Source organism: Nonomuraea terrae, assembly GCF_004348995.1.
In the GTDB taxonomy this organism is placed as follows: domain Bacteria; phylum Actinomycetota; class Actinomycetes; order Streptosporangiales; family Streptosporangiaceae; genus Nonomuraea; species Nonomuraea terrae.
Genome location: NZ_SMKQ01000021.1, coordinates 22059 through 42665, shown reverse-complemented (window position 1 = coordinate 42665; position 20607 = coordinate 22059). Strand labels below are relative to the sequence as shown.

The 20607-nt window shown below is 70.7% G+C and carries 20 protein-coding genes and 1 pseudogene; 8 read left to right on the top strand and 13 right to left on the bottom strand.

The window, feature by feature from the left end; genetic code table 11:
• Positions 1-100: 100 nt before the first annotated feature.
• Positions 101-790 carry an urea ABC transporter ATP-binding subunit UrtE gene (gene urtE / locus E1286_RS10670; RefSeq protein ID WP_132611225.1) on the top strand — a complete coding sequence of 230 codons (690 nt, stop codon included), beginning with the start codon at positions 101-103 and terminating at the stop codon, positions 788-790.
• Between the two features lie 9 nt (positions 791-799).
• On the opposite strand, the gene E1286_RS51725 is transcribed toward urtE, so the two are convergent.
• Positions 800-1009, bottom strand: a complete 210-nt coding sequence (locus E1286_RS51725) for a WCX domain-containing protein (RefSeq protein WP_342776186.1) — start codon at positions 1007-1009, stop codon at positions 800-802.
• Between the two features lie 231 nt (positions 1010-1240).
• Entirely contained in the window at positions 1241-1951 is a 711-nt protein-coding gene (locus E1286_RS10660; RefSeq protein ID WP_281282652.1) for a Mut7-C RNAse domain-containing protein, read from the bottom strand.
• Positions 1952-1985: 34 nt separating this feature from the next.
• Between E1286_RS10660 and E1286_RS10655 the strand changes: the two genes are divergently transcribed.
• The gene (locus tag E1286_RS10655) at positions 1986-2891 is read left to right on the top strand and encodes a TAXI family TRAP transporter solute-binding subunit (RefSeq protein ID WP_132611223.1); all 906 of its coding nucleotides are present in this window, start codon (positions 1986-1988) and stop codon (positions 2889-2891) included.
• Here the strand turns inward: E1286_RS10655 and E1286_RS10650 are convergent.
• From E1286_RS10650 to E1286_RS10625, 6 genes are all read right to left on the bottom strand, one after another.
• Positions 2882-4207 carry a sensor histidine kinase gene (locus E1286_RS10650; protein ID WP_132611222.1) on the bottom strand — a complete coding sequence of 442 codons (1326 nt, stop codon included), beginning with the start codon at positions 4205-4207 and terminating at the stop codon, positions 2882-2884. The genes E1286_RS10655 and E1286_RS10650 overlap by 10 nt on opposite strands.
• Entirely contained in the window at positions 4204-4869 is a 666-nt protein-coding gene (locus E1286_RS10645; RefSeq protein ID WP_132611221.1) for a response regulator transcription factor, read from the bottom strand. The genes E1286_RS10650 and E1286_RS10645 overlap by 4 nt, the downstream gene beginning before the upstream one ends.
• Before the next feature lie 9 nt (positions 4870-4878).
• A complete protein-coding gene (locus E1286_RS10640) occupies positions 4879-6192 on the bottom strand; it encodes an MFS transporter (RefSeq protein WP_187368149.1) in 1314 nt (437 codons plus the stop codon).
• 175 nt (positions 6193-6367) lie between these two features.
• The gene (locus tag E1286_RS10635) at positions 6368-8548 is read right to left on the bottom strand and encodes a glycoside hydrolase family 6 protein (protein ID WP_246074695.1); all 2181 of its coding nucleotides are present in this window, start codon (positions 8546-8548) and stop codon (positions 6368-6370) included.
• A gap of 48 nt (positions 8549-8596) precedes the next feature.
• Entirely contained in the window at positions 8597-9568 is a 972-nt protein-coding gene (locus E1286_RS10630; RefSeq protein WP_132611218.1) for a GNAT family N-acetyltransferase, read from the bottom strand.
• Positions 9569-9613: 45 nt separating this feature from the next.
• Positions 9614-9859, bottom strand: coding sequence for a DUF2630 family protein (locus E1286_RS10625; protein WP_132611216.1), 246 nt, complete (start codon positions 9857-9859; stop codon positions 9614-9616).
• A 38-nt stretch (positions 9860-9897) separates the two neighbouring features.
• Here E1286_RS10625 and ddaH point away from each other — a divergent pair, with 38 nt between their 5' ends.
• The gene (gene ddaH, locus E1286_RS10620) at positions 9898-10644 is read left to right on the top strand and encodes a dimethylargininase (protein ID WP_132611214.1); all 747 of its coding nucleotides are present in this window, start codon (positions 9898-9900) and stop codon (positions 10642-10644) included.
• 180 nt (positions 10645-10824) lie between these two features.
• Positions 10825-12528 carry a 2-isopropylmalate synthase gene (gene leuA, locus E1286_RS10615; protein WP_132611212.1) on the top strand — a complete coding sequence of 568 codons (1704 nt, stop codon included), beginning with the start codon at positions 10825-10827 and terminating at the stop codon, positions 12526-12528.
• 128 nt (positions 12529-12656) lie between these two features.
• On the opposite strand, the gene E1286_RS10610 is transcribed toward leuA, so the two are convergent.
• Positions 12657-13145: a DUF5946 family protein gene (locus E1286_RS10610; RefSeq protein ID WP_132611210.1), complete on the bottom strand. Its 489-nt coding sequence runs from the start codon at positions 13143-13145 to the stop codon at positions 12657-12659.
• 156 nt (positions 13146-13301) lie between these two features.
• Between E1286_RS10610 and E1286_RS10605 the strand changes: the two genes are divergently transcribed.
• On the top strand, positions 13302-13880 hold the full coding sequence (locus E1286_RS10605) for a hypothetical protein (RefSeq protein ID WP_132611208.1): 579 nt from the start codon (positions 13302-13304) through the stop codon (positions 13878-13880).
• Positions 13881-13920: 40 nt separating this feature from the next.
• Positions 13921-14352, top strand: a complete 432-nt coding sequence (locus tag E1286_RS10600) for a hypothetical protein (protein WP_132611206.1) — start codon at positions 13921-13923, stop codon at positions 14350-14352.
• Positions 14353-14365: 13 nt separating this feature from the next.
• Here E1286_RS10600 and E1286_RS10595 read toward each other — a convergent pair.
• A pseudogene (locus tag E1286_RS10595) lies at positions 14366-15239 on the bottom strand (IS5 family transposase).
• A 170-nt stretch (positions 15240-15409) separates the two neighbouring features.
• Between E1286_RS10595 and E1286_RS10590 the strand changes: the two are divergent.
• Together E1286_RS10590 and E1286_RS10585 are read left to right on the top strand one after the other, a co-directional pair.
• On the top strand, positions 15410-16759 hold the full coding sequence (locus E1286_RS10590; protein WP_165969679.1) for an IS4 family transposase: 1350 nt from the start codon (positions 15410-15412) through the stop codon (positions 16757-16759).
• Between the two features lie 199 nt (positions 16760-16958).
• On the top strand, positions 16959-17534 hold the full coding sequence (locus E1286_RS10585) for a histidine phosphatase family protein (RefSeq protein WP_165969678.1): 576 nt from the start codon (positions 16959-16961) through the stop codon (positions 17532-17534).
• Positions 17535-17548: 14 nt separating this feature from the next.
• On the opposite strand, the gene E1286_RS10580 is transcribed toward E1286_RS10585, so the two are convergent.
• From E1286_RS10580 to E1286_RS10570, 3 genes are read right to left on the bottom strand one after another with little or no spacing between them, the layout of a single operon-like run.
• Positions 17549-18133 (bottom strand): hypothetical protein, encoded by a 585-nt coding sequence (locus tag E1286_RS10580; RefSeq protein ID WP_132611202.1) that lies wholly within the window; start codon positions 18131-18133, stop codon positions 17549-17551.
• 2 nt (positions 18134-18135) lie between these two features.
• Positions 18136-20298 carry a hypothetical protein gene (locus tag E1286_RS10575; RefSeq protein WP_132611200.1) on the bottom strand — a complete coding sequence of 721 codons (2163 nt, stop codon included), beginning with the start codon at positions 20296-20298 and terminating at the stop codon, positions 18136-18138.
• On the bottom strand, positions 20295-20507 hold the full coding sequence (locus E1286_RS10570; RefSeq protein WP_132611198.1) for a hypothetical protein: 213 nt from the start codon (positions 20505-20507) through the stop codon (positions 20295-20297). The genes E1286_RS10575 and E1286_RS10570 overlap by 4 nt, the downstream gene beginning before the upstream one ends.
• Between the last annotated feature and the right edge of the window lie 100 nt (positions 20508-20607).

Here is a 20607-nt window from a genome sequence, read left to right as displayed (position 1 = left end):
CCCATGACCGCCACCGGACGTTCAGCGGCCGTTCGCGCCGACGGCCGACGCCGGTGACCCGCGACCGGAACACTGCCACGAGAGGAGAGGAGACCGGGCGATGCTGTCGGTGAACGGACTCGAATCGGGATACGGCCGGGCCCGCGTCCTGTTCGGGGTGTCGCTGGAGGTGGGCCCTGGGCAGCTCGTGTGCGTCATGGGGCGCAACGGCGTCGGCAAGACCACGCTGCTCAACACCGTCATGGGGGTGCTGCCCGCGACCGCGGGCACGGTGACGTTCGACGGCGCCGACGTCACCCGGCTCAAGCCGCACGAGCGCGTACGCCTCAGCATGGGCTACGTCCCCCAGGGCCACCAGTGCTTCCCGCAGCTGTCGGTGCTGGGCAACCTGCTGGTGACCGTGGAGGCCGCCAAGCAGCCCAAGGAGGCCATCGACGAGGCCCTCGACCTCTTCCCGGCGCTCAGGCCGCTGCTCAAGCGGAGCGCCGGGCACCTGTCGGGCGGCCAGCAGCAGCAGCTCGCGATGGCCCGCGCCCTGGTGACCCGGCCCAGGATGCTCATCCTCGACGAGCCCACCGAGGGCATCCAGCCGTCGATCATCCTGGAGATCGAGGCCGCCATCGAACGCCTGCACGCCGCCGGGCTGCCCGTGCTGCTCGTGGAGCAGTACCTGGACATCGCGCTGCGGTTGGCCGACACGTTCGTCATCCTCGACGGCGGCCACGTCGTACGCACCGGGGCGGCCGAGGACCTGCACCAGGAGGACGTCAGAAAACTCCTCGCCGTCTGAGCTTGTCGTTCAACCCGTGGCGCGCCTGAGTCCTTCGTCGATGCGGGTGCGCAAGGAGCGCAGCGCCTGCCTGAGCTCCGCTGGTTCGATGTCCGTGACGTCAGCGTCGAAAGTCAGGAGCAATCCAGCCAGCCCTGCCCATGACCACGCACCGAGCACGAGCCGGCAGCTGGAGTCGGTGTCGTGCTCGACCGTCCGCCGCCAAGGCCGGGAGAGCACTGCTGATCACCGGCTCGCTCACCATCGCGGCATCCCAGCTCGTCCTGTGGGCGATCACCAGAGACGGTAATGATCACCGGCCGACTACGGTCACGCGCTCGGCATCGTCCTCCCCGTCTCCGCGGTGCTCTACGTCGTGGCGGCACTCGTGATGCTCGCGCTCCCGAAGACCGCGGCCGAGACCGCCACGGGTTGAACGACAAGCTGAGCGATGCGTCCAAGAGGTGCCGTTCAGGCGGTGCTCCAGGCGCGGGCCGTGCGGATGATCTCCTCCAGGTGGCCGCTGTGCGCGCCGTGCCAGTAGACCTGCCCGCACTCGCGGCAGCGGCCGTAGGCGTCGTAGGTGCGGCTCGTGCCCGCCTCCAGCAGGGACTCGACCTCGTCCTTCGGCACCGGCTCCAGCTCGCCGTTGCAGGCCGTGCAGCGCGTCCACGGCCGCAGCGGCGGAACGAAGCGCTCCAGCAGGTCGCGCAGCTGGTCGGCGGGGTCGGAGCCGCGTACGTACGCGCCCAGCCACAGCGCGCGGCGCCGCAGCAGGCCGCGGTCCTGCGTCAGCAGCACCCGCCGCTCCTCGTTGGCCTGCACCACCAGTGACGGGTCGTCCATGTCGTTGTGGTAGGCGGCGTCGATGCCCAGCAGCCGCAGCCGCCGCGCCAGCGTGCCGAGATGCACGTCGAGCAGGAACCGCGGCTCCTCCGGCAGCTGCTGCGGACGTGGCACGGGATGGACCTCCGCCACGTCGCCGTCGGCCAGCTGGCAGGAGGGCGGCACCCCGCGTCCGTTGACCACGAGCGGCCCCACCTCGGTGAGCGGGACGCCGAGCGACTCGACGTGGTGGCCCAGCGTCGAGGTGCCGTCGGGGGTCACCTCCTGCCATTCCTGGCGGCGGCTCACGGGCAGGAACATCCTCAGTTCGGGGTCGATGCGCAGACGTGCGGTCACGTGTCCATTCTGTGGCACCCGCTACCGTGACTTCATGCCGATATCCCGCCGCGCCCTCTTCGGCTTCGTGGCCGCGGCGGCGGGCGGCTGCTCCACCGGGGATGATCTGCCGGAGCTGCGCCTCGCGACCGGGCTGACCGGCGGGCCGTACGGCGAGCTCGGCGACCGGCTCGCCGGGGAGCTGCGCCGCGACGGGCTGCGCGTGCGGGTGCTGCCCACCGCCGCCAGCGTGCAGAACCTCGCGATGATGGCCGACGGGCGCGCCGACGTGGGGTTCGCGCTGGCCGACAGCGCCGACGACGCCGTACGCGTGCGCCGCCGGCCGGTCTCCGCGCTGGCCCGGATGTACATGAACTACGTGCACCTCGTCGTCGCCTCCGGTGCGCCGATCTTCGGGATCGGCGACCTGGCCGGGCGGGTGGTGTCCGTCGGGGTGGAGGGGTCGGGCACCTCCGTGACCGCGGCCCGCGTGCTGGCCGCCGCCGCGCTCGGCCACGCGCCCCGTACCGTCCGGCTGGAGCTGGACGACTCGATCGAGGCCCTGCGCGACGGCCGGATCGAGGCGTTCTTCTGGTCGGGCGGCGTGCCCACGCCCGCCCTGGCGGCGGCCCGCGGCGTCCGGCTGCTGCCGCTGGAGGAGCTGGTGCCGGTGCTGCGCCGCAAGTACGGCCTCGTGTACGAGCACGCCACCGTCCCGGCCGGCGCGTACGCCGCCACCCGGGCCGTGCCGACCGTCGGCACCCCCAGCTACCTGATGTGCCGGACCTCGCTGCCGGCGGACGCCGCCTACACCGTCACCGAGACGCTCTTCCGCGCCCGCGACCGCCTGCGGGCCCCCTCGGCCCCCGGCGGACGGCTCGACCCGCGCTACGCCATCGGCACCGGCGCCGTGCCCCTCCACGCGGGAGCGGTCCGCTACTACCGGTCGGTCTACGGCTGAGGCAGCCGCAGCTCCACGACGAGGCCGTGCGGCGTCGCGGGCAGCAGCCGCAGCGTGGCCCCGCACGCCCGGGCCAGCTCGGAGGCGATGGCCAGGCCCAGGCCGCTGCCCGGCACGTTCGCGTGGGCGCCTGAACGCCAGAACCGGCCCGTCGCCTCCGCCCGCGCCTCCTCGCTCAGCCCCGGCCCGTCGTCGGCCACGCGCAGCACGCCGTCCTCCAGGCCGACGGTCACCGTGCCGCCCGCGGGCACGAACTTCTGGGCGTTGTCGAGCGCGATGTCGGCGATCCTGGCCGCCGCCTCCGGCACCGTCGCCCCCTCGGGGACGTGGGTCACCAGGCGGACGTCCTTGGCCGCGTACACCTCCCGCCAGGCCGCCAGCCGCGGCGCGAGCTCGCTCTCCTTGACCTCGACGCCCGCGCCCGCCTCCACCTGGGCGAGTGCCAGCAGGTCGGCCACCAGCAGCGTCAGCCGGTCCAGCTCGGCCAGCGCCTCCTCGAACTCGGCCCGCCCCTTGCCGCGCAGGTGCGGCTCCAGGTTCTCCAGCCGCAGCCCGAGCACGGTGAGAGGGGTGCGCAGCTCGTGGGAGGCGTCGGCGACGAACGCCCGCTGCCGCTCCATCGCCCCCGAGACCGCGTCGGCCATCGCGTTGAAGCGCTCCTCCAACCGCCGCAGCTCGGACGGTCCGACGCCGTGATGCGCCCGCGCGTCCAGCCGGCCCCCTGCGATGGCCTGGGTGGTGCGGTCGAGCTCGGTGACCGGCCGCAGGATCCAGCGGGCCAGCCCGCGCGCCGCCAGCACCGCGTACGCCAGAACGGTCAGCGACCCCGCCGCCAGCGCGGCCCACACCAGCGTCACGTCCATCCGAGCCCGCTCGGCCGGGGCCTGGAGCAGCACCACGCCCGACAGCTGCGCGTCCCGTCCCGACGGCTCGGCCAGCAGCACCGTGCCCGGCCCGAACGGCGTGATCAGCGGCAGCTCGTCGGTCGTGCGCCCGGACAGCGCCAGCCGCACCGCCGCGCGGTCGTCGGCCTGGAAACGGCCCGCCGTGAGCAGGACCGCGCCGTCGCGGTCGCGGACCCGCACGGCGGCGCCGTACAGCTCGGCGTAGCGGTTCAGCTCGGCGACCAGGCCGGTGTGGTCGTCGTCGCGGGCCGCCTGGTCGGCCAGCTCCGCGAAGCGGGTGGCGTCGGCGCGGCGGTCGAGCAGCAGCCGGTTGGTGCGATGGGAGGCGTACGCCAGCCCCAGCGGCACCGCCAGCGCCACCACCAGGACCGCGATCAGCGTGGTGAACGTGACCACCAGCCGGGTGTTCACGCCGTCGAGCCCAGCCGGTAGCCGGTGCCGCGCAACGTCTCCACCAGCCCCGGACGGCCGGTCTTGGCCCGCAGGTTGGCCACGTGCACGTCCAGCGAGCGCGAGGCGGACAGCAGCGGGTCGCCCCAGACCTCGTCGAGGATCTCCTCCCGGCCGCGCACCACGCCGGGCTCGCGCGCCAGCATCGCCAGCAGGTCGAACTCGCGCCTGGTCAGCGTCACCGGCTCCCCGGCCACGGTGACGCGGCGCGCCCCCAGGTCGATGCGGACGTCGCCGACGCACACCACGTCGTCGCGCGTCGGCCGCGGACGGGTGCCGCGCCGCACCACCGCCTCCATGCGGGCCATCAACTCGGCCGTCCGGAACGGCTTGACCAGGTAGTCGTCGGCCCCGGAGCGCAGGCCGCGCAGCACGTCGCGCTCCTCGGTCCGCGCGGTCACGACGATCACCGGCACCGCCGAGACCCGGCGCAGGCGGCGCAGCAGGTCGAGCCCGTCCATGTCGGGCAGCCCCAGGTCGAGCAGGACGAAGTCGGCGCCCCCCGCCAGCCGGAGTGCGTCGACCGCCTGCCCGGCCCGGGTGACCGTGTGGCCGTGGCGGGCGAGGGCGGTGACGAGCGCGGACGCGAGCCGATCGTCGTCCTCGACCAGAAGAACCCGCATGTCGCCAGGTTAGACGCGGGCCGCCACGGCATCGCCCGACGCCTGCTCGGCCCGGGAGAGGGCGGCGTCCCTGGTCTCGCGCATGGTGAGGTACACCACGAGCGAGACGGCGGCGCAGCCGGAGACGTACCAGAAGAAGCCCGACTCGATGCCGGCGTCCTTGAACCACAGGGCGACGTACTCGGCGGTGCCGCCGAAGAGCGCGTTCGCGATCGCGTACGGCAGCGCCACGCCGAGCGCGCGCACGTTCGTCGGGAACAGCTCGGCCTTCACCACCGCGTTGATCGAGGTGTAGCCGGTGATGATGATCAGCCCGGCCAGCGACAGCACCAGCCCGCCGGCGAACCCGCTCACCCCGCCGAGTGCCGTCATGAGCGGCACCGTGGCCACCATCGACCCGATCCCGAACGTGATCAGCAGCGGCCGCCGCCCGATCCGGTCCGACAGCGCCCCCGCCGGCGGCTGCAGGCACATGAAGATGAACAGCGCGCAGAAGCTCACCAGCGTCGCCGTCTCCTTGGCCAGCCCGGCGGTGTTCGACAGGTATTTGGTGAGGTACGTCGTGTACGTGTAGTACGCGACCGTGCCGCCCATCGTCAGCGCGATGACCAGCAGCGCCTCCTTCTTGTGGCTGAGCAACTCCCTGATCGTGCCGCGCTTGGCGTCCTTGGTCGCGCGCTCCTCCTCGTCGTACGCCTCCGTCTCCAGGAGACTGCGGCGCAGGTAGAACACGACCGCGGCGGCCACCGCGCCCACCACGAACGGGATGCGCCAGCCGTAGGAGTTCAGCGCCTCGGCCGACATCGTGTTCTGCAGCACGATCTGCAGGCCGAGGCCGACGAGCTGGCCGGCGGTCATGGAGACGTACTGGAAGCTGGAGGCGAAGCCGCGCCGGCCGCGCGGGGTGGCCTCGGTGAGGTACGTCGCGCTGGCCGCGTACTCGCCGCCGACCGACAGGCCCTGCAGCAGGCGCGCCACCACGAGCACGAGCGCGCCGAAGTAGCCGACCGCGTCGTACGTCGGGGCGATCGCGATCAGCAGGGCGCTGGCCGACATCAGCGTGACGGTGAGGGTGAGCGCCGCCTTGCGGCCCTTCCTGTCGGCGTAACGGCCGAGCAGCCAGCCGCCGAGCGGGCGCATGAAGAAGCCCACGGCGAAGATGGCGGCCGTGTTGAGCAGCTTCGCCGTGTCGTCGCCCTCAGGGAAGAACGACGCGGCGAAGTAGACGGCAAAACTGCTGTAGACGAACCAGTCGTACCACTCGACCAGGTTGCCGACGGAACCACCGACCACGGCCTTCCAGGGCACGCGTGCTTTGCTCACGAAGAACCTCCCGACGGAGTGAAGATGCAGGTCAGAGCCTTACCCCAGAAGGTTGTTCGGGCAAGGGAGGTCGCCGGAGATCTAACGTTCGCTTAACCTTGCCGCCTCAGCGCGGCGGCTCGGCGCTTGACCCGGCCGCCTCGGCGCGGCGGCGGCTCGGCGCTAGACCTGGGCGTCAGCGCAGCGGCGGCTCGGCGTTCTCCGCCCGCTCCAGCGCCAGCTCCGGCCACCACTCGCCGGCCGGCGGCGCCACCACGCCGCGCTCGGGGTCGAGCTCGCCGTCCGTGCCCCGCCTGCACCGGCCGCCGGACGTGCCCGGCCGCGCGATCCACAGGTACGCGTCCACCAACTCCTCACCCGTCTCCGTCGTGGGCCGCTCGCCCACGCCCCGTCCGGGCGGGTTGCACCACACCTGTGGGTCCTTGTACCGCTTGTCCGGCGCCCAGGAGCCGCGGCCGTTCCTGGCGGTGTCGACCACGAAGTGCGGCATGGCCGCCGGGTCCACCTGGACGTCCGCCGGGCAGCCCGCCCGGCCGGTCGCCCGCCGTACGGCGACGCAGGCCGACAGTTCCTTGCCGTACCCGACGCTCTTCTCCGTGGTCTGGAAGGCGGCGGTGTTGAGGAAGAACCCGTCGGCCGCCTCGATCCCCGCGCCGATCAGCCGCTCGGCCATGATCGCGGTGCCCGGCCAGTCGGCCTGGCTGCCGTCGAGGTAGACGGCCGTCGCGGGGTTGGACTTGAGCGTGCGCACGGCCCGGCGCAGGTCGTCGTAGCGGTGCTGGGCCGAGCCGCCGGGGTCGCAGTTCTCCGTGCCGGGCAGGTTGACCAGGCTGGACGGCTCCAGGATGACCACGGCCTCGGCCTGGCCGATCTGGCGGGCCACGCCCGTGATCCACTCCTGGTACGCCTCCCTGTCGGCGGGTGTGGCCGGCCGGCAGTCGCCGCCCGGCAGGTGGTTGACCAGGAACACCGGGACGCCCCCCGCCTGCCGGGCCTCCGTGAGCCGCTGCGCCACCTCCGGCCTTGCGTCCGTCTGGTCGAGGCGGATCGCGTGGGGGACGGCGGCCAGCCGGCGCATCAGCTCGGCGTCGTCCGGGCGCTCGTCGTTCCACAGCTCCGCCTGGCGGCTCGCGCCCGGCTCCGGCGGGGCGTAGAACGTGACCGGCTCCTCGATTCTCAGCGGGTTGCGCCCGGCGACGGGTCGCTGGGGCGCCTCGCCGTCGTCCGGCCCCGTTGGACTGGCCGCATCGGTCGGGGCATCGGTCGGCGCACTGGTCGCGGTACTGGTCGCGGTACTGGTCGGGGCGCTCTCGTCGCGCCACGCCAGGGCGGCCGACACACCTGCGGCTGCGACGAGGACGGCGACGGTCCCGGCCAGCACCTTGCGCCGCGGGCCCCTCAGCAGCCCCGCGAGGCCGTGCGAGCCTTCCGCGGTGTCAGCGCCGGGTAACTTTCCGCCTGCCCCGGCCGTGGCAGCGGGCGGCACTCCGGCTTCCACAGAGGCGGCGAGCCCGGTGCCGCTCGTGCCGGTCGTGCCTGGCGTGGCGGACGTGAGAACGGACGGGTCCGCGAAGCTCAGCCGGTCCATCAGCTCCTGGGCCGTCGGGCGTTCGGCCGGATTCTTGGCCAGGGCCGCCACCACCAGCTCAAGCAGCGGCCCGGAGAGCCCGCTCAGCTCCGGCGGAGCGTTCACGATGCGCGCCAGCACCGCCGGCACCGGCCCCGTGCCGAACGGCGGCGCCCCGCCGGCGGCGAACGCCACCGTGCACCCCCACGAGAAGATGTCCGAGGCGGGCCCGACCTCGCCCCCCCGCGCCTGCTCGGGCGACATGTACGCCGGCGTCCCCACGATCGTGCTGCTCATCTCCGCGTCCATGAGCTGCGCGATCCCGAAGTCGATGACCTTGGGCCCCACCTGCGACAGCAGCACGTTGGACGGCTTGAGATCGCGGTGCACCACCCCGGCCCCGTGGACGGCCCGCAACGCCATGGCCGTCGCGGCGGCCAGACCGTCGAGTGCCGAGCCCCTCAGCGGCCCGGACGCGCGCACCGCCTGCCCGAGACTGGGCCCCTCGACGTACTCGGTGACCAGGTACACCACCTCGCCGTGCACGTCGGCGTCGAGCACGGGAGCGGTGCAGAAGCGGGCCACCCGCCGCGCGGCGGCCACCTCACGGGCGAAGCGGCGCCGGAAGTCCGGGTCGGCGTCCATCCGGGCGTGCAGCAGCTTGACGGCCGCCCGCGCCCCGTCGGGGCCCTGCCCCAGGTAGACGACGCCCATGCCGCCCTCGCCCAGCCGGCCGAGCAGCGTGTACGGCCCCACCCGCCGGGGATCCCCGTCTCTCAGCTCCTCCATGGACATGGATCGTCAGGCTAACGTGCCGTCGCGTGGACCTCCATGGCTCTACAGCGTCAGCCGCCACTCGTACCACTCGTCGAAGAGCTCGAAGCCCATGGCCTCGTTGATGGCGAGCATGTGGGCGTTGGAGGTGGCGTTCCAGGTGATGATGCGCTCGACGCGCGGCTCGCGCTCGCGCAGCCGGAACAGGTTGGTGAGCTTGAGCAGCAGCCCCAGGCGGTGGCCGCGGTGCCCGGCCAGCACCGTCGTGTCGGTCTGGACGGCCCAGCCGTGGGAGTGGTCGGCGTCGAGCAGGATGCGGGTGAAGCCGGCCGGGGCGCCGTCGGAGTCGCGGCGGGCGATCACGGTGTAGGCGGTCTGGTCGGCCGCGGCCATGCGCTCCTCGCGGGCGCGGATCTGGTCGGCGGTGAAGTGGAAGTCGTCGACGCCGCTGTCGCGCGGGGCGTCGTTCATGCCGTTCATGAGCGTGGCCACGTCGGGCATGAGCTCGGGGGCCGCCGGGCCGGTCCAGTGTTCGAGGCTGTAGCCGGGCGCCTGCGGGACCATCCGCTCCAGTTTCGCCCAGTCGCAGCGGCGCAGGTCGAGCGTGCGGCGTGCTTCGACGAGGGCGACCGTCATGCCTCGGGCGCGGGCGAAGGCGGCACCGGCCCCCACGACGGGCGTCTCGGCCAGCAGCAGCCGCCTGTTGTCGGCCCGCATGCGGCCGAGGGCGTGCTCGAAGAGCGCCGTGCCGAGCCCGCGCCCGCGCCGGGCGGGGCGCACGACGAGCGGGAAGAGCCAGGCCATGTGACGGTTGTCCAGGATGGGGAACGACAGGCCGTAACCGCCGGCGACCTCGCCGTCCTCGACCGCCGCCCACGCCTCGACCCGGTCGGCGGGGCGGTCCGCGACGATCTCGAGGACGAAACGGGACCGCGAGATCGGCGGGCCGGGATCGCCGGAGCCTTCGCTGTAGGCCGCGTGCAACGCCGCGGCGAGCCTCTCCGCGCCGCCGCCTTCGATCCGCTCGATCCGCATGCCGTCCAGCCAAGCGCACCCGGGCTGGCCGGCGCGAACGGTTTTCTACTGGCGGTAGTTCTCCACCTCGTCGGCGGGGCGGGGAGCGGCGTTGTCCGGGTCCTCGCCCGCCCTGCGCCGGGCCCGCCGCTGCCGCAGCAGGTCCCAGCACTGGTCGAGGGCGTTCTCCAGCTGGTCGATGCGCGCGCGTTCCTCGTCCGAGGTCACCTCTCCCGCCGACAGTCTGGTGCGCAGCTCGTGCTCCTCGCTGACCAGGGAGCTGATCCTCGTGAGTATCTCGTCGTCCCGCATGTCCGAGACTCTACCTATGGCGTGATAGAACACGCCCTATGTCTGGTATTGCGCTGGTAAGGAAGCCCGGCCCCCGTATTGCCGAGGGCATCGTCACCCACATCCAGCGCGAACCGGTGGATCCCGTACGCGCCGCCGCCCAGCACGACGCTTACGTCGCCGCCCTCGCCGCGGCCGGCTGGCGGACCGTGCACGTGCCCCCCGCCGACGACCTGCCCGACGCGCCGTTCGTGGAGGACACGCTCGTGGTGTCGGGGCGGCTCGCCGTACTGACCAGGCCGGGGGCGGTGGAACGGCGGCCCGAGGTCGACTCCGTGGCCCAGGTCGTGCGGGACCTCGGCATGAAGGCGGTCAGGATCGCGCGGCCCGGCACCCTCGACGGCGGCGACGTGCTGCAGAGCGGCCCCACCGTGTACGTCGGCAGGTCCGCCCGCACCAACGCCCAGGGCATCACACAACTCGCCGCCCTCCTGCCCGAGCGCACGGTCGTGCCCGTGGACCTGAGCGGCGTGCTGCACCTGAAGTCGGCCGTCACCGCACTGCCCGACGGCACCCTCATCGGCGACCCGCGCCACGTGGACCTGCCCGGCCTGCTCGTGCCGGAGGAAGAGGCCGGCGCCCACGTCGTGCCGCTGGGCGGCGACCGCGTCCTGCTGGCCGCCTCGGCCCCCCGGACGGCCGCCATGCTGGAGAAGCGGGGACTGACCGTGACCACGGTCGACATCTCCGAGTACGAGAAGCTCGAAGGGTGCGTGACCTGCCTGAGCGTGCTGGTCACGGACTGAGCTTCTCGCCATCTGAGATCACGCGCAGCGCATCGCGAGACGTCTGGTAACGTGCATGACATGCTGCGCGGTGTTCTTCTTAGCTGCCGCGGCGGGGGCCTTTAAGGCCGGCTCCCTCGCCGCGGAGCGAGTCGTGCGCGTCGGCCGCCTTCCACAGCAGTCCGACGAGGAGCATCCGCAATGACCGCTCAACAGCCGAGCCGTATGCCGATCCACCGTTATCAGCCCTTCGAGCCGATCCGGCTGACCGACCGCACCTGGCCCGACAAGGTCATCACCAAGGCGCCCCGCTGGTGCGCGGTAGACCTGCGCGACGGCAACCAGGCGCTGATCGACCCGATGGATCCGCACCGCAAGCTCAAGATGTTCGAGCTGCTGGTACGCATGGGCTACAAGGAGATCGAGGTCGGCTTCCCGGCCGCCTCGCAGACCGACTTCGACTTCGTCCGCCAGATCATCGAGGAAGACCGCATCCCCGGCGACGTGGTCATCCAGGTGCTGACGCAGGCCAGGCCCGAGCTGATCGAGCGCACCTTCGAGGCCATCGAGGGCGCTGAGCAGGCCATCGTCCACCTGTACAACTCGACCTCCACCCTCCAGCGCCGCGTCGTCTTCGGCCAGGACAAGGACGGCATCACCGCCATCGCGGTCGAGGGCGCCAAGCTGGTCAAGAAGCTCGCCGACGCCACCGACGTCGACGTGCACTTCCAGTACTCTCCCGAGTCGTTCACCGGCACCGAGCTGGAGTACGCGGTCGAGGTGTGCGACGCCGTCAACGAGGTGTGGCAGCCCACGCCCGAGCGCAAGGTCATCATCAACCTGCCCGCCACGGTCGAGATGGCCACGCCCAACGTGTACGCCGACCAGATCGAGTGGATGCACCGCCACCTCAAGCACCGCGACTCGATCATCCTGTCGCTCCACCCGCACAACGACCGCGGCACCGCCGTGGCCGCCGCCGAGCTGGGCTACATGGCGGGCGCCGACCGCATCGAGGGCTGCCTGTTCGGCAACGGCGAGCGCACCGGCAACGTCTGCCTGGTCACCCTCGGGATGAACCTGTTCTCCCAGGGCGTCGACCCCGAGATCGACTTCAGCGACATCGACGAGATCCGCCGCGTCACCGAATACTGCAACCAGCTGCCCGTCCACCCGCGCCACCCCTGGGGCGGCGAGCTGGTCTACACCGCCTTCTCCGGCTCCCACCAGGACGCCATCAAGAAGGGCTTCGAGCACCTCGAACACGACGCCGCCGGGGCCGGCGTGCCGGTCGACGACTTCACCTGGGCGGTGCCCTACCTGCCGATCGACCCGAAGGACATCGGCCGCAGCTACGAGGCCGTCATCCGGGTCAACAGCCAGTCGGGCAAGGGCGGCGTCGCCTACATCATGAAGTCCGACCACCAGCTCGACCTGCCGCGCAAGCTGCAGATCGAGTTCTCCAAGGTCGTGCAGGCGCGCACCGACACCGAGGGCGGCGAGGTCACGCCCGCCGCGATGTACGAGATCTTCCGCGACGAATACCTGCCCAACCCGGCCCACCGCTGGGGCCGGCTCAGCCTCATGGCCCACCGGTCGGAGTCCACGGGTGAGGACGACCGCATCAGCGCCGACGTCCGCTTCGACGGGGAGATCCGCGAGATCTCGGGCGCCGGAAACGGCCCGATCTCGGCGTTCACCGACGCGCTCGCGTCCATCGGCGTCCACGTCCGCGTGCTCGACTACGTGGAGCACGCGATGAGCGCCGGCAGCGACGCCAAGGCCGCCTCCTACCTGGAGTGCGACGTCGCCGGGCAGGTGCTGTGGGGCGTCGGCATCGACGCCAACGCCACCACCGCCGCCCTCAAGGCCGTCATCTCCGCCGTCAACCGCGCCACCCGCTGACCCACGGCTCTTCCGGCCGGCCCCGGCACGACCTGCCGGGTCCCGGCCCCCTTGGTAGGCGCCCACAAGGCAGCACACCACTCACTCGACCGCGTCCCCCGACCCAGGGGTGTCGCGGCCGAGTCGTATCAGCCCTCGACAGATCTCCACGACTCCACGGTCGCTTCGGCGATGGCGTGGATGCGGTGTCCATAGGCCGGGTGCCCATCCGCCGCGAAGCTGCCGTCCCTGAACGGCAACCCGCACAACGTGGCGCGGAAGCTCCTGGGGGATTCGCCCTGGGGAAGCGGCGCGTAGGCCTCCAACGGCGCCATGTCGTAGCCCGATCGTGCCCGGTGATTGTTCCGCGCCACCTGATGCGCCGTCAGACGCAGCAGCGCGTCAAGGCCCTTGTCCAGGTAGAACTGCAGGAGCCGGAACTGACCGTCCCGATAGTTCTCATGCGCTTGTGAAGGATGCTGCAGGAGATGAACGCAGACCACAGGCGCATGCCACCTGTACATCTGAGGATCGCTCTGCTCTTCCGCCAGGATCCCGTGGAAATAGTCCACGCACACGCCCAGCGGCCCGGCCGCCGCACCGCACTCGCACCGGCTCACGCCGGCACCATCAGCCATGGCCTGCAACCTAGGCGGCCACCAACAGCCTTGTCGACGGGATTTCCTGGCAGACCGGCACCGCATCGCCCTTGCCGAGCCGGCCCACGACGTAGTTATGATCCCGTGGTCACCGCCGGAGACGCCTTCGGCCCTCTGATCACGTGGAGACCGCCTGTGCACGACGTCGCCCTGTTCGAAGCGTTACTGATCGGCGGACGTGCCGGAGTCGGCAAGACCACCGTCGGGTGGGAGGTCTCCGCGCAACTACAGGCTGCTCGCGTCGCGCACTGCCTCATCGAGGGCGACAACCTGGACCAGGCGTTCCCCGCCCCGCCCGGCGATCCGCACCGAGCCAAGTTGACCGAGGCCAACCTCGCCGCCATCTGGCGCAACTACGCCGCGCTGGGATACCGCAGGCTCATCTACACCAACACCGTCTCCATCCTGGAGCCCGACCTCATCGCCCGCGCCATGGGCGGCACACCCCGCATCACCTCCGTACTCCTGACCGCTGATGACACGACCGCCCGGCAACGCCTCGGCGCCCGCGAGATCGGCAGCCAACTGGACCCGCACCTGACCCGCAGCGCCGCCATGGCCCGCCACCTGGACGCCAACGCGCCCTCCTCGGCAGTGCGCGTCCCCACCGACGGCCGCTCCGTAACCGACATCGCCCGCGACGTCATCGCCGCCACCCACTGGCCAACCACGCAGCCACAGCCTTCGGACCACGATTTACGCCTGGAGTACTAGGGCGTGTATCGGAAGTGGATCTCGTGCGTAGGGTGTTGGCATGTCGCTGAGCCGCATAGCCCTCTCCTCCGGCCGTTCGATCGAGCTCTCTCAGCTGTGGCTGTCTTCTACCTACGGCGACATGCTGGAGGGCTATCCGTGCAAGCGCGTTAACGACCTGAAGGTCAGCGGTCGCCTGCGGGCCGCCGAACAAGCTTTTCCCGCCACGCCGGTCCATCTCATTCCGCCCCCGCGCGAGTACCCGGACCAGACCGCAGGTGCGTTCGGTCCAGTCGAGGTGCTGCCCTCCGTGGCTTGCATCGGCGCCTTCCGCTCAACAGCAGTTGCCTCTGACCACGACCCGGTGCTGTACCGCTCCGCCCTCACCATCGTGTGGTTCCAGCCCACCCCGGACGTCCCGTCAGGCCACGGTGCTGATCTGGCCCTCCGCAACATCCGCTGGGAGGAGCTAGCCCAGGACTACGAGCTTTAGCGACGCGCGTCGATCACAGCCACTCGCTGACGGCCGCAACGAGGACAGTCGCCTCATAGCGGACCGCAAGCTTGTCGTAACGGGTGGCCACGGCCCGATGGCGCTTGAGGCGGTTGATCCCACACTCCACCGCGTGGCGCTCGCGGTAGTCGATCTCGTCGAACTTCGGTGGCCGGCCGCCGCGCGAGCCGCGTATCTTGCGGTTACGCGCTTGGTCAACTTGTCCGGGATGGCGCAGCGGATCCCGCGCCGACTCAGGTACGCGCGGTTCTTGCGGGAGGCATATGCCTTGTCGGCACGCACGCGGTCGGGCCGAGTGCGGGGCCTGCCCGGCCCGATGCGGGGCACACGGATCTTCTTCAGGACGGGCTCGAACTAGAGCGAGTCCCCGCGCTGCCCGGCCGTGATCAGGATCGACATCGGCTTCTGGCCCTGCTCGATGGCTAGGTGCAGCTTGGTGGTCAGGCCACCGCGCGAGCGCCCGAGGCCATGGTCATCCGGCTCGATGCTGAGTCCGCAGGGCGGCTCCTTCTGCAGATCCCCCCTTTTCCGCGCCCCGGCGGCGTGCTGGTGGGCCCGGCACACGGTGGAGTCGACGTTGATGTCCTAATGATCAAGTTCTTGGCGTCCGCCTGGGCCTGCAGCTTCGTAAAGATCCGTTGCCAGGTGCCGTCTCTCTGCCAGCGCCTGAACAGGTCGTACACCCGGCCCCAGGGCCCGTATCGCTCCGGGACGTCCCGCCACGGCGTCCCGGTGCGGATCCGCCAGCGTATGCCGTCGATCAGCTGCCGCTTCGTCCATCTCGGCGGGCGCCCCGGCTTCTTGCTCTTGGGTGATAGCAGCTTCAGGCAGGCCCACTGTGCATCCGTCAGATCTCCGCGCGCCACGAATCAAGATCGTGTCACGCCACAGATCCACTTCCGATACACGCCCTCTAGTGCCAACGCCGTTCAGTTAAGGGGAAAGGGCTGTTCGTCAAGACCGGTGAACAAAGCAGCGGAGCCGCTGTAGAAGAGGTCTGTCACTCCAAGACATCCTCACCACAGGAGCTCCGCTGTTGGAACAGGTTGCCATAGAACGAACGGCCAGGGTAGCCGCGGGGGTGTTCGCGCCGGGGCACCTGGGCGAACTGACCCGGATCATCCCGTTCGAGATGGTCGATGAGGTGCTGGCGCAGACGCATGCGCGGCAGCGCAGGGTCCGGCTGGTCCCGGCGCGGGTCACGGTCTACCTGCTGCTGGCCGCGGCGTTGTTCACCGGGCTGGGCTACCTGCAGGTCTTCGACCGGTTATGCACGGGATTGGCGGGCCTGGCGCCGGTGCGGCCCAGCGGCAGCGCTCTTCGCCAAGCCCGCCAGCGACTGGGAGCAGCACCGATGAAGGCGCTGTTCGACCTGGTCAGCGGCCCTGCGGTGACGACTGCCGGCGCTGGATGGTGGCGGGGACTGCGGGTGGTCGCCGTCGATGGCACCCTGCTGCCGGTCCCGGACTGTCCGGCCAACCTTACGGTCTTCACCCGCCAGCGGCTCGGTAACGGGATCTCGGGATACCCGCAACTGCGGCTGGCCGCGCTGGTGGCCTGCGGCACCCGGTCGGTCATGGCAGCCGTGTTCGGACCCGCCACGATCGGTGAGCTGGACTACGCCCGCCGCCTGGCCGCGCATCTACAGACCGGGATGCTCCTGCTGGCCGACCGCAACTTCGCCGCCACCGACCTGCTCAACCAGCTGGCCGCCACCGGCGCCGATCTGCTGGTGCGCTGCAAGTCCGGCCGGAACCTGCCCGCCGTGGCCCGCTGCCGGGACGGCTCGACCCTGGCCCGGCTGGGCGCGCTGACCGTTCGCGTCATCGACGCCGAGATCACCATCCGCACCGCGGCGGGCACCCGGACGGGCCGCTACCGGCTGCTGACCACCCTCACCGACGCCACCGCCCACCCGGCGGCGGACCTCATCCGGCTCTACCACGAGCGCTGGGAGATCGAGACCGCCTACGCGGAGCTGAAGTCCACGATCCTGGACGGGCACGTCCTGCGCTCGCGCACCCCTGATGGCATCGAGCAGGAGGTCTGGGCCCTGCTGACCGCCTACCAGGTCCTGCGGACCGCGATGACCGACGCCACCGACAGCGTCCCGGGCACCGACCCGGACCGGGCCGGCTTCACCACCGCCCTGGCCGCCGCCCGTGACCAGCTCATCCTGGCCGCCGGCGTCATCACCGGCACCGACATCGATCTGGTCGGCACCATCGGCCGTCACGTGCTGGCCCACCTCCTTCCCGCCCGGCGAGTCCGTACCAAAGACCGCATCGTCAAACGCGCGATCTCCAAATACAACGCCCGCGGACCCGCCATCGATCGGACCACCTACAAAGCCACCATCAGCATCAACATGATCAGCAGCCCTTGACACCGATGCCCCGGCCTTAACTGAACGGCGTTGCCTCTAGTGCCCCAGCTACAGATCGCGATCTTCGCTGGTGCAGCCGTACGCTGTCGTCTGCCGCCACCGCATGATCTTCGTTTGCCGACACAACGGTCGTGATCGGGGTGGCCGCAGGTGTTCGTTGTACTCGCCCACCACGCCGCCTTGTCAAGGAGGACGTCTCATGCGTTGGCTGGACGTGCGCCGACACAGCTTGACCAAGAAGGGTGCGATACGCGGCAGGGGGTCCCATCTGTCGGCTGACGGTATCGCCCTGGCCCGTTTCATCGGTTCTGGAGTCGGCCCCTACGAGCGCGTCGTCACCAGTTCGTCCCCACGAGCGGTCGAGACCGCCGTCGCGATGGGGTTCGCCGTCGACGACACCATGGAGATGCCGTCAGGCTACGTGTCCGGAGAGATCCCCCGGCATGCTCAGTGGGAATGGGCCGAGCCGTACCAGCAGATCGCGGACATCATCCGGAAGGGCCATGCCGCGGCGGCCGTGGCCGAGACCCACCGTACGATCTGGGCTGAGACGGTGGCTGGTGTCGCGGAGGGCGGGTCGGCGCTGTTGACCGGGCACGGAGGGGCGATCGAGCTGGCGTTGGTAACGTGTTTGCCGGATGCTCCGCACGACACGTGGGGAACGCCGTTCGCACACTGCGATGGCGTTCGCCTCGGCTTCACCGATGGTCGGTTTGTCGGCGTTGAGTTTTCCGGGCACCGCAGCGTCATCCCCGGCCGAACTGAAGATCGCTGAGGACGGCTGGAGCACTAGGAGCCGGGAGTGCACCGGTAGACCTCGCCGTAGCGCTTCTGCGCAACCCGCATAAGCTCAACCAAATCCTTGATCCCGTCCCGCCCTTCGGCGACCCGGGTGAGATAGATGTCGATCATTCGCTCCTTGCCACCGCAACGAAACTTAGCGCTCACTCGGTACGGCTGATCGCCCAGGGGGCCCTGCGTCACCTTGGCGGCCATGCCGTCGCCCAGATCGGTGGGCAGCCTGATCCCACCGTGCCGTGCATACACGCTGCTCCGATCCTCCATCAGAAAGTTCAGCTGTTCCTGACTTGCCCGGCTGTTCGCTGCCAGCCAGTTGACCTGGAGAGGCCGAGAAGCCGTTTCAGGAGCCCAGCACTCGCCGTTTTCCTCGGTGCCGGCCATTCTCCCCGCGATCGACCCGGTCATCCCGCTCACCAATCGCAACGCCTGCTCAGGGATGAGCTCGCAGACGTATGGAGAGGTGTCCACGATCGGCTGCGGTGCCGGAGCCGGTCTGGAAACGATGTCCGGTCCCGCTGTGCACGCTGCCCCGGTGACCACAAGGCCACCCAGCGCGGCGGGCAGACCAGACATCCTCATCTTTCACTGCCGGAAGTTGGGATCTGCAAGCCGAGGTAGGCACCCACGTCGCTGGTCCTGCTGAGCGTGCCACTGAAACGATCGAGCATTCCACTGCTTCCACCTTTGTCCCGCACCCAACTGAGAAATTCGCTGTATTCCTGTGGGCTCATTTGCGAGTAGGGCTTAATCGTCGTCGACGCTCCAGTCGCGAAGATCTGGCCCTCGCCGGAAAGTTCGTCGAGCAGGCCCTTGTTCAGCATGGACGTGGCGAGCATTTGCTCTGCAAGCCTCTCCACCGCTTGCCGGTTGTCCCGCACCGTTTGATGCGTCTCGTCCAAGGCACGCGCGGACATTCTCTGGGCGACATGGTCGGCGAGTTCGTCGTGCGCGGCCCCGGCGAGCTTCTCATACCCGTTGCCGATCAGTTCACCGAAGGCGCTGGTGGCGAGTCGGCTCGCCCACGTGGCTCCCGGCACCGGCAGCAGCCCGATCGCGTCGCTCACCATGGTCGTCAGTTCTTTGTCCGCCTCTTTGTCGTCCATCCCTTGGGCGATCAGTACCTGGCGGCGGGTCTCCACGATGTGGTTGAAGGGGCGTGCCTCTTCCACGATCCTGTCCGTCAGGAACTCCTTGACGTCGTCCTTGGTGATCCGGCCATCCCCGTCGAGGTCGAAGCGTTTGACGTCGGCCTGCGTGAAACCGAGGTGTTCGGCGTTGGCAGTGGTGAGGCCGACCGGGGGGACGGTGTTGAGGGCGGCGCGCATGTGTTCGGTCTGGGCTCTGATCAGGGCTTCGAATCCGGCGTCGTTCGAGGTGGCCAGGACCAGGGCGTAGGACATGTCCTCGGGGGTGACCTTTTCGAAGGTCGCGCGGTTCAGGTAGAGGCGGGAAAGCTGGTCGATGTGGGCGGCGAGCGCACGGGCCAGAGGGAGGCTCAACGGCGTGTAGCGGTCGAACGAGTCGCGGTCTCTGATTTCCAGGTTGCCGGTTCCGGACTTGGCGAAAGCGCCGCGGACCTCGTCGGCGAGGAGCTTGGCCAGCTCGGCGGCCAGCTTCCTGGAGGTCGCGTCCTGGCCGGTCGTCGCGCTCACCAGCAGCTCGTTGAACGGCGCGTGGTCGCCCCAGTGGCGGGCGGCGTCCCACCGGGTGGTCAGCAGGTGGTCGAGCACGGACTCCTTCCACCCGGCAGGGGTGTGGGCGAGCAGTGCCTGGGAGGTCTCGCGGCTGTACTTCGCCGCGTGGAACAGGTCGTCGACCACCGATGAGGTCATGGCGCCCAGGTGCGTACCGGGTCGAAGCAGGGTGTCGAGGCCGAGCGCGCCGGCCAGATCCGCGACGGGCAGTCGCCTGCCGCCGAAGAAGCGCCCGAGCGCGTCGTCGCTCGCCGCCCAGGCGTCCCGGCGCTGCTCGTACTCGTGGACGATCACGTCGCGCCCGACGACCTCCATGAACTCCTTCGAGTACGGCGGCCTCCCGTCGTGGGCGCGCCAGATGAGCGCCTGCGCCTGATACCCGGAGTACGTCGTGCCGCCGACCCTGTGCTGAGCCCGGCCGTGTTTCACCAGGCCCGCGAGGATACCGGGGTCGGCGGCCTTGGCCAGAGCCGTGCTCAGCAGGAGCAGAGCCTTCTTGCCCTGGCCGGAGAGCCGGCCCAGGAGGGCCGCGTCTCCACGGGCCTTGGCGTCGCGCAGCCGCACGGCGAGCGCGCCGGGCAGCCGGGTCACCCCGGCGGCGCCCAGCACACCCAGGAACGTCGTGGCGAACGCCGCATCGCCGGTGCGCGACGCGTAGCTCAAGAGCTCGGCCAGCGCCGCGGTGTCCCCGTCGGCGGCCTTCAGTGCGGCACGCCCCGCCAGCGTCCCGTCCAGCAGCCCCTGGGCTGCCTCCAGGCCGTCGGGCAGCTCCAGGTAGCTCCCGGCCGGGGTGCTCCTGCCGAACGTGACCTGCCGGCGCTGCAACTCGTGGACCATCCTCTGCCGCCGCCGCAGGTCCTCGGCCTGCGCGGTGGCCCGCCCGGCCAGTTGCCGCAGTCGCACCGCCGGAGACGGGTCCAGCCCGGCGCCGCGCAGTTCGTGGTGCAGGGCCTGCGCCAGCGCCTCCAGCCGCGCCGCCGCCTCGGTGTGCCTGCTCGCCATCGTGTCGAAGTCGGGCAGCCGGACCCCGGAGAACTCCGTCATGCCGGGTCCTGGAGCGCGGCGTTCGCGCTGTGCACGGCCTCTTCGAGCAACTCCCGCAGCTCCCGCTGGTCGGCATGGACCTGGGCGGCGAACCGGGCGCCCGCTGGCCCCACCCAGGCGCCGGCCTCCATCAGGCGGCACGAGGTGTGCAGCGCCCACCAGTGCTCGTCCGACAGCCGCCGGATCCGCTCCACCATGGCCCGCATCACGGTGATCCCCTTGTGCGTGTGAGCGGGAGAACGGCGCCCTCCCGCGGGTTCACACGCTAATCAACCCCACATCGAAAGACCAAGTTCAATGGACGTGAAA

What these genes read in the sequence shown, in the direction of transcription:
- urtE (WP_132611225.1), top strand. Translation starts at nt 101, where the DNA reads ATGCTGTCGGTGAACGGACTCGAATCGGGATACGGCCGGGCCCGCGTC.
- E1286_RS10655 (WP_132611223.1), top strand. Translation starts at nt 1,986, where the DNA reads ATGCCGATATCCCGCCGCGCCCTCTTCGGCTTCGTGGCCGCGGCGGCG.
- E1286_RS10645 (WP_132611221.1), bottom strand. Translation starts at nt 4,869, where the DNA reads ATGCGGGTTCTTCTGGTCGAGGACGACGATCGGCTCGCGTCCGCGCTC.
- E1286_RS10635 (WP_246074695.1), bottom strand. Translation starts at nt 8,548, where the DNA reads ATGGAGGAGCTGAGAGACGGGGATCCCCGGCGGGTGGGGCCGTACACG.
- E1286_RS10630 (WP_132611218.1), bottom strand. Translation starts at nt 9,568, where the DNA reads ATGCGGATCGAGCGGATCGAAGGCGGCGGCGCGGAGAGGCTCGCCGCG.
- E1286_RS10625 (WP_132611216.1), bottom strand. Translation starts at nt 9,859, where the DNA reads ATGCGGGACGACGAGATACTCACGAGGATCAGCTCCCTGGTCAGCGAG.
- ddaH (WP_132611214.1), top strand. Translation starts at nt 9,898, where the DNA reads ATGTCTGGTATTGCGCTGGTAAGGAAGCCCGGCCCCCGTATTGCCGAG.
- leuA (WP_132611212.1), top strand. Translation starts at nt 10,825, where the DNA reads ATGACCGCTCAACAGCCGAGCCGTATGCCGATCCACCGTTATCAGCCC.
- E1286_RS10610 (WP_132611210.1), bottom strand. Translation starts at nt 13,145, where the DNA reads ATGGCTGATGGTGCCGGCGTGAGCCGGTGCGAGTGCGGTGCGGCGGCC.
- E1286_RS10600 (WP_132611206.1), top strand. Translation starts at nt 13,921, where the DNA reads ATGTCGCTGAGCCGCATAGCCCTCTCCTCCGGCCGTTCGATCGAGCTC.
- E1286_RS10585 (WP_165969678.1), top strand. Translation starts at nt 16,959, where the DNA reads ATGCGTTGGCTGGACGTGCGCCGACACAGCTTGACCAAGAAGGGTGCG.
- E1286_RS10580 (WP_132611202.1), bottom strand. Translation starts at nt 18,133, where the DNA reads ATGTCTGGTCTGCCCGCCGCGCTGGGTGGCCTTGTGGTCACCGGGGCA.
- E1286_RS10575 (WP_132611200.1), bottom strand. Translation starts at nt 20,298, where the DNA reads ATGACGGAGTTCTCCGGGGTCCGGCTGCCCGACTTCGACACGATGGCG.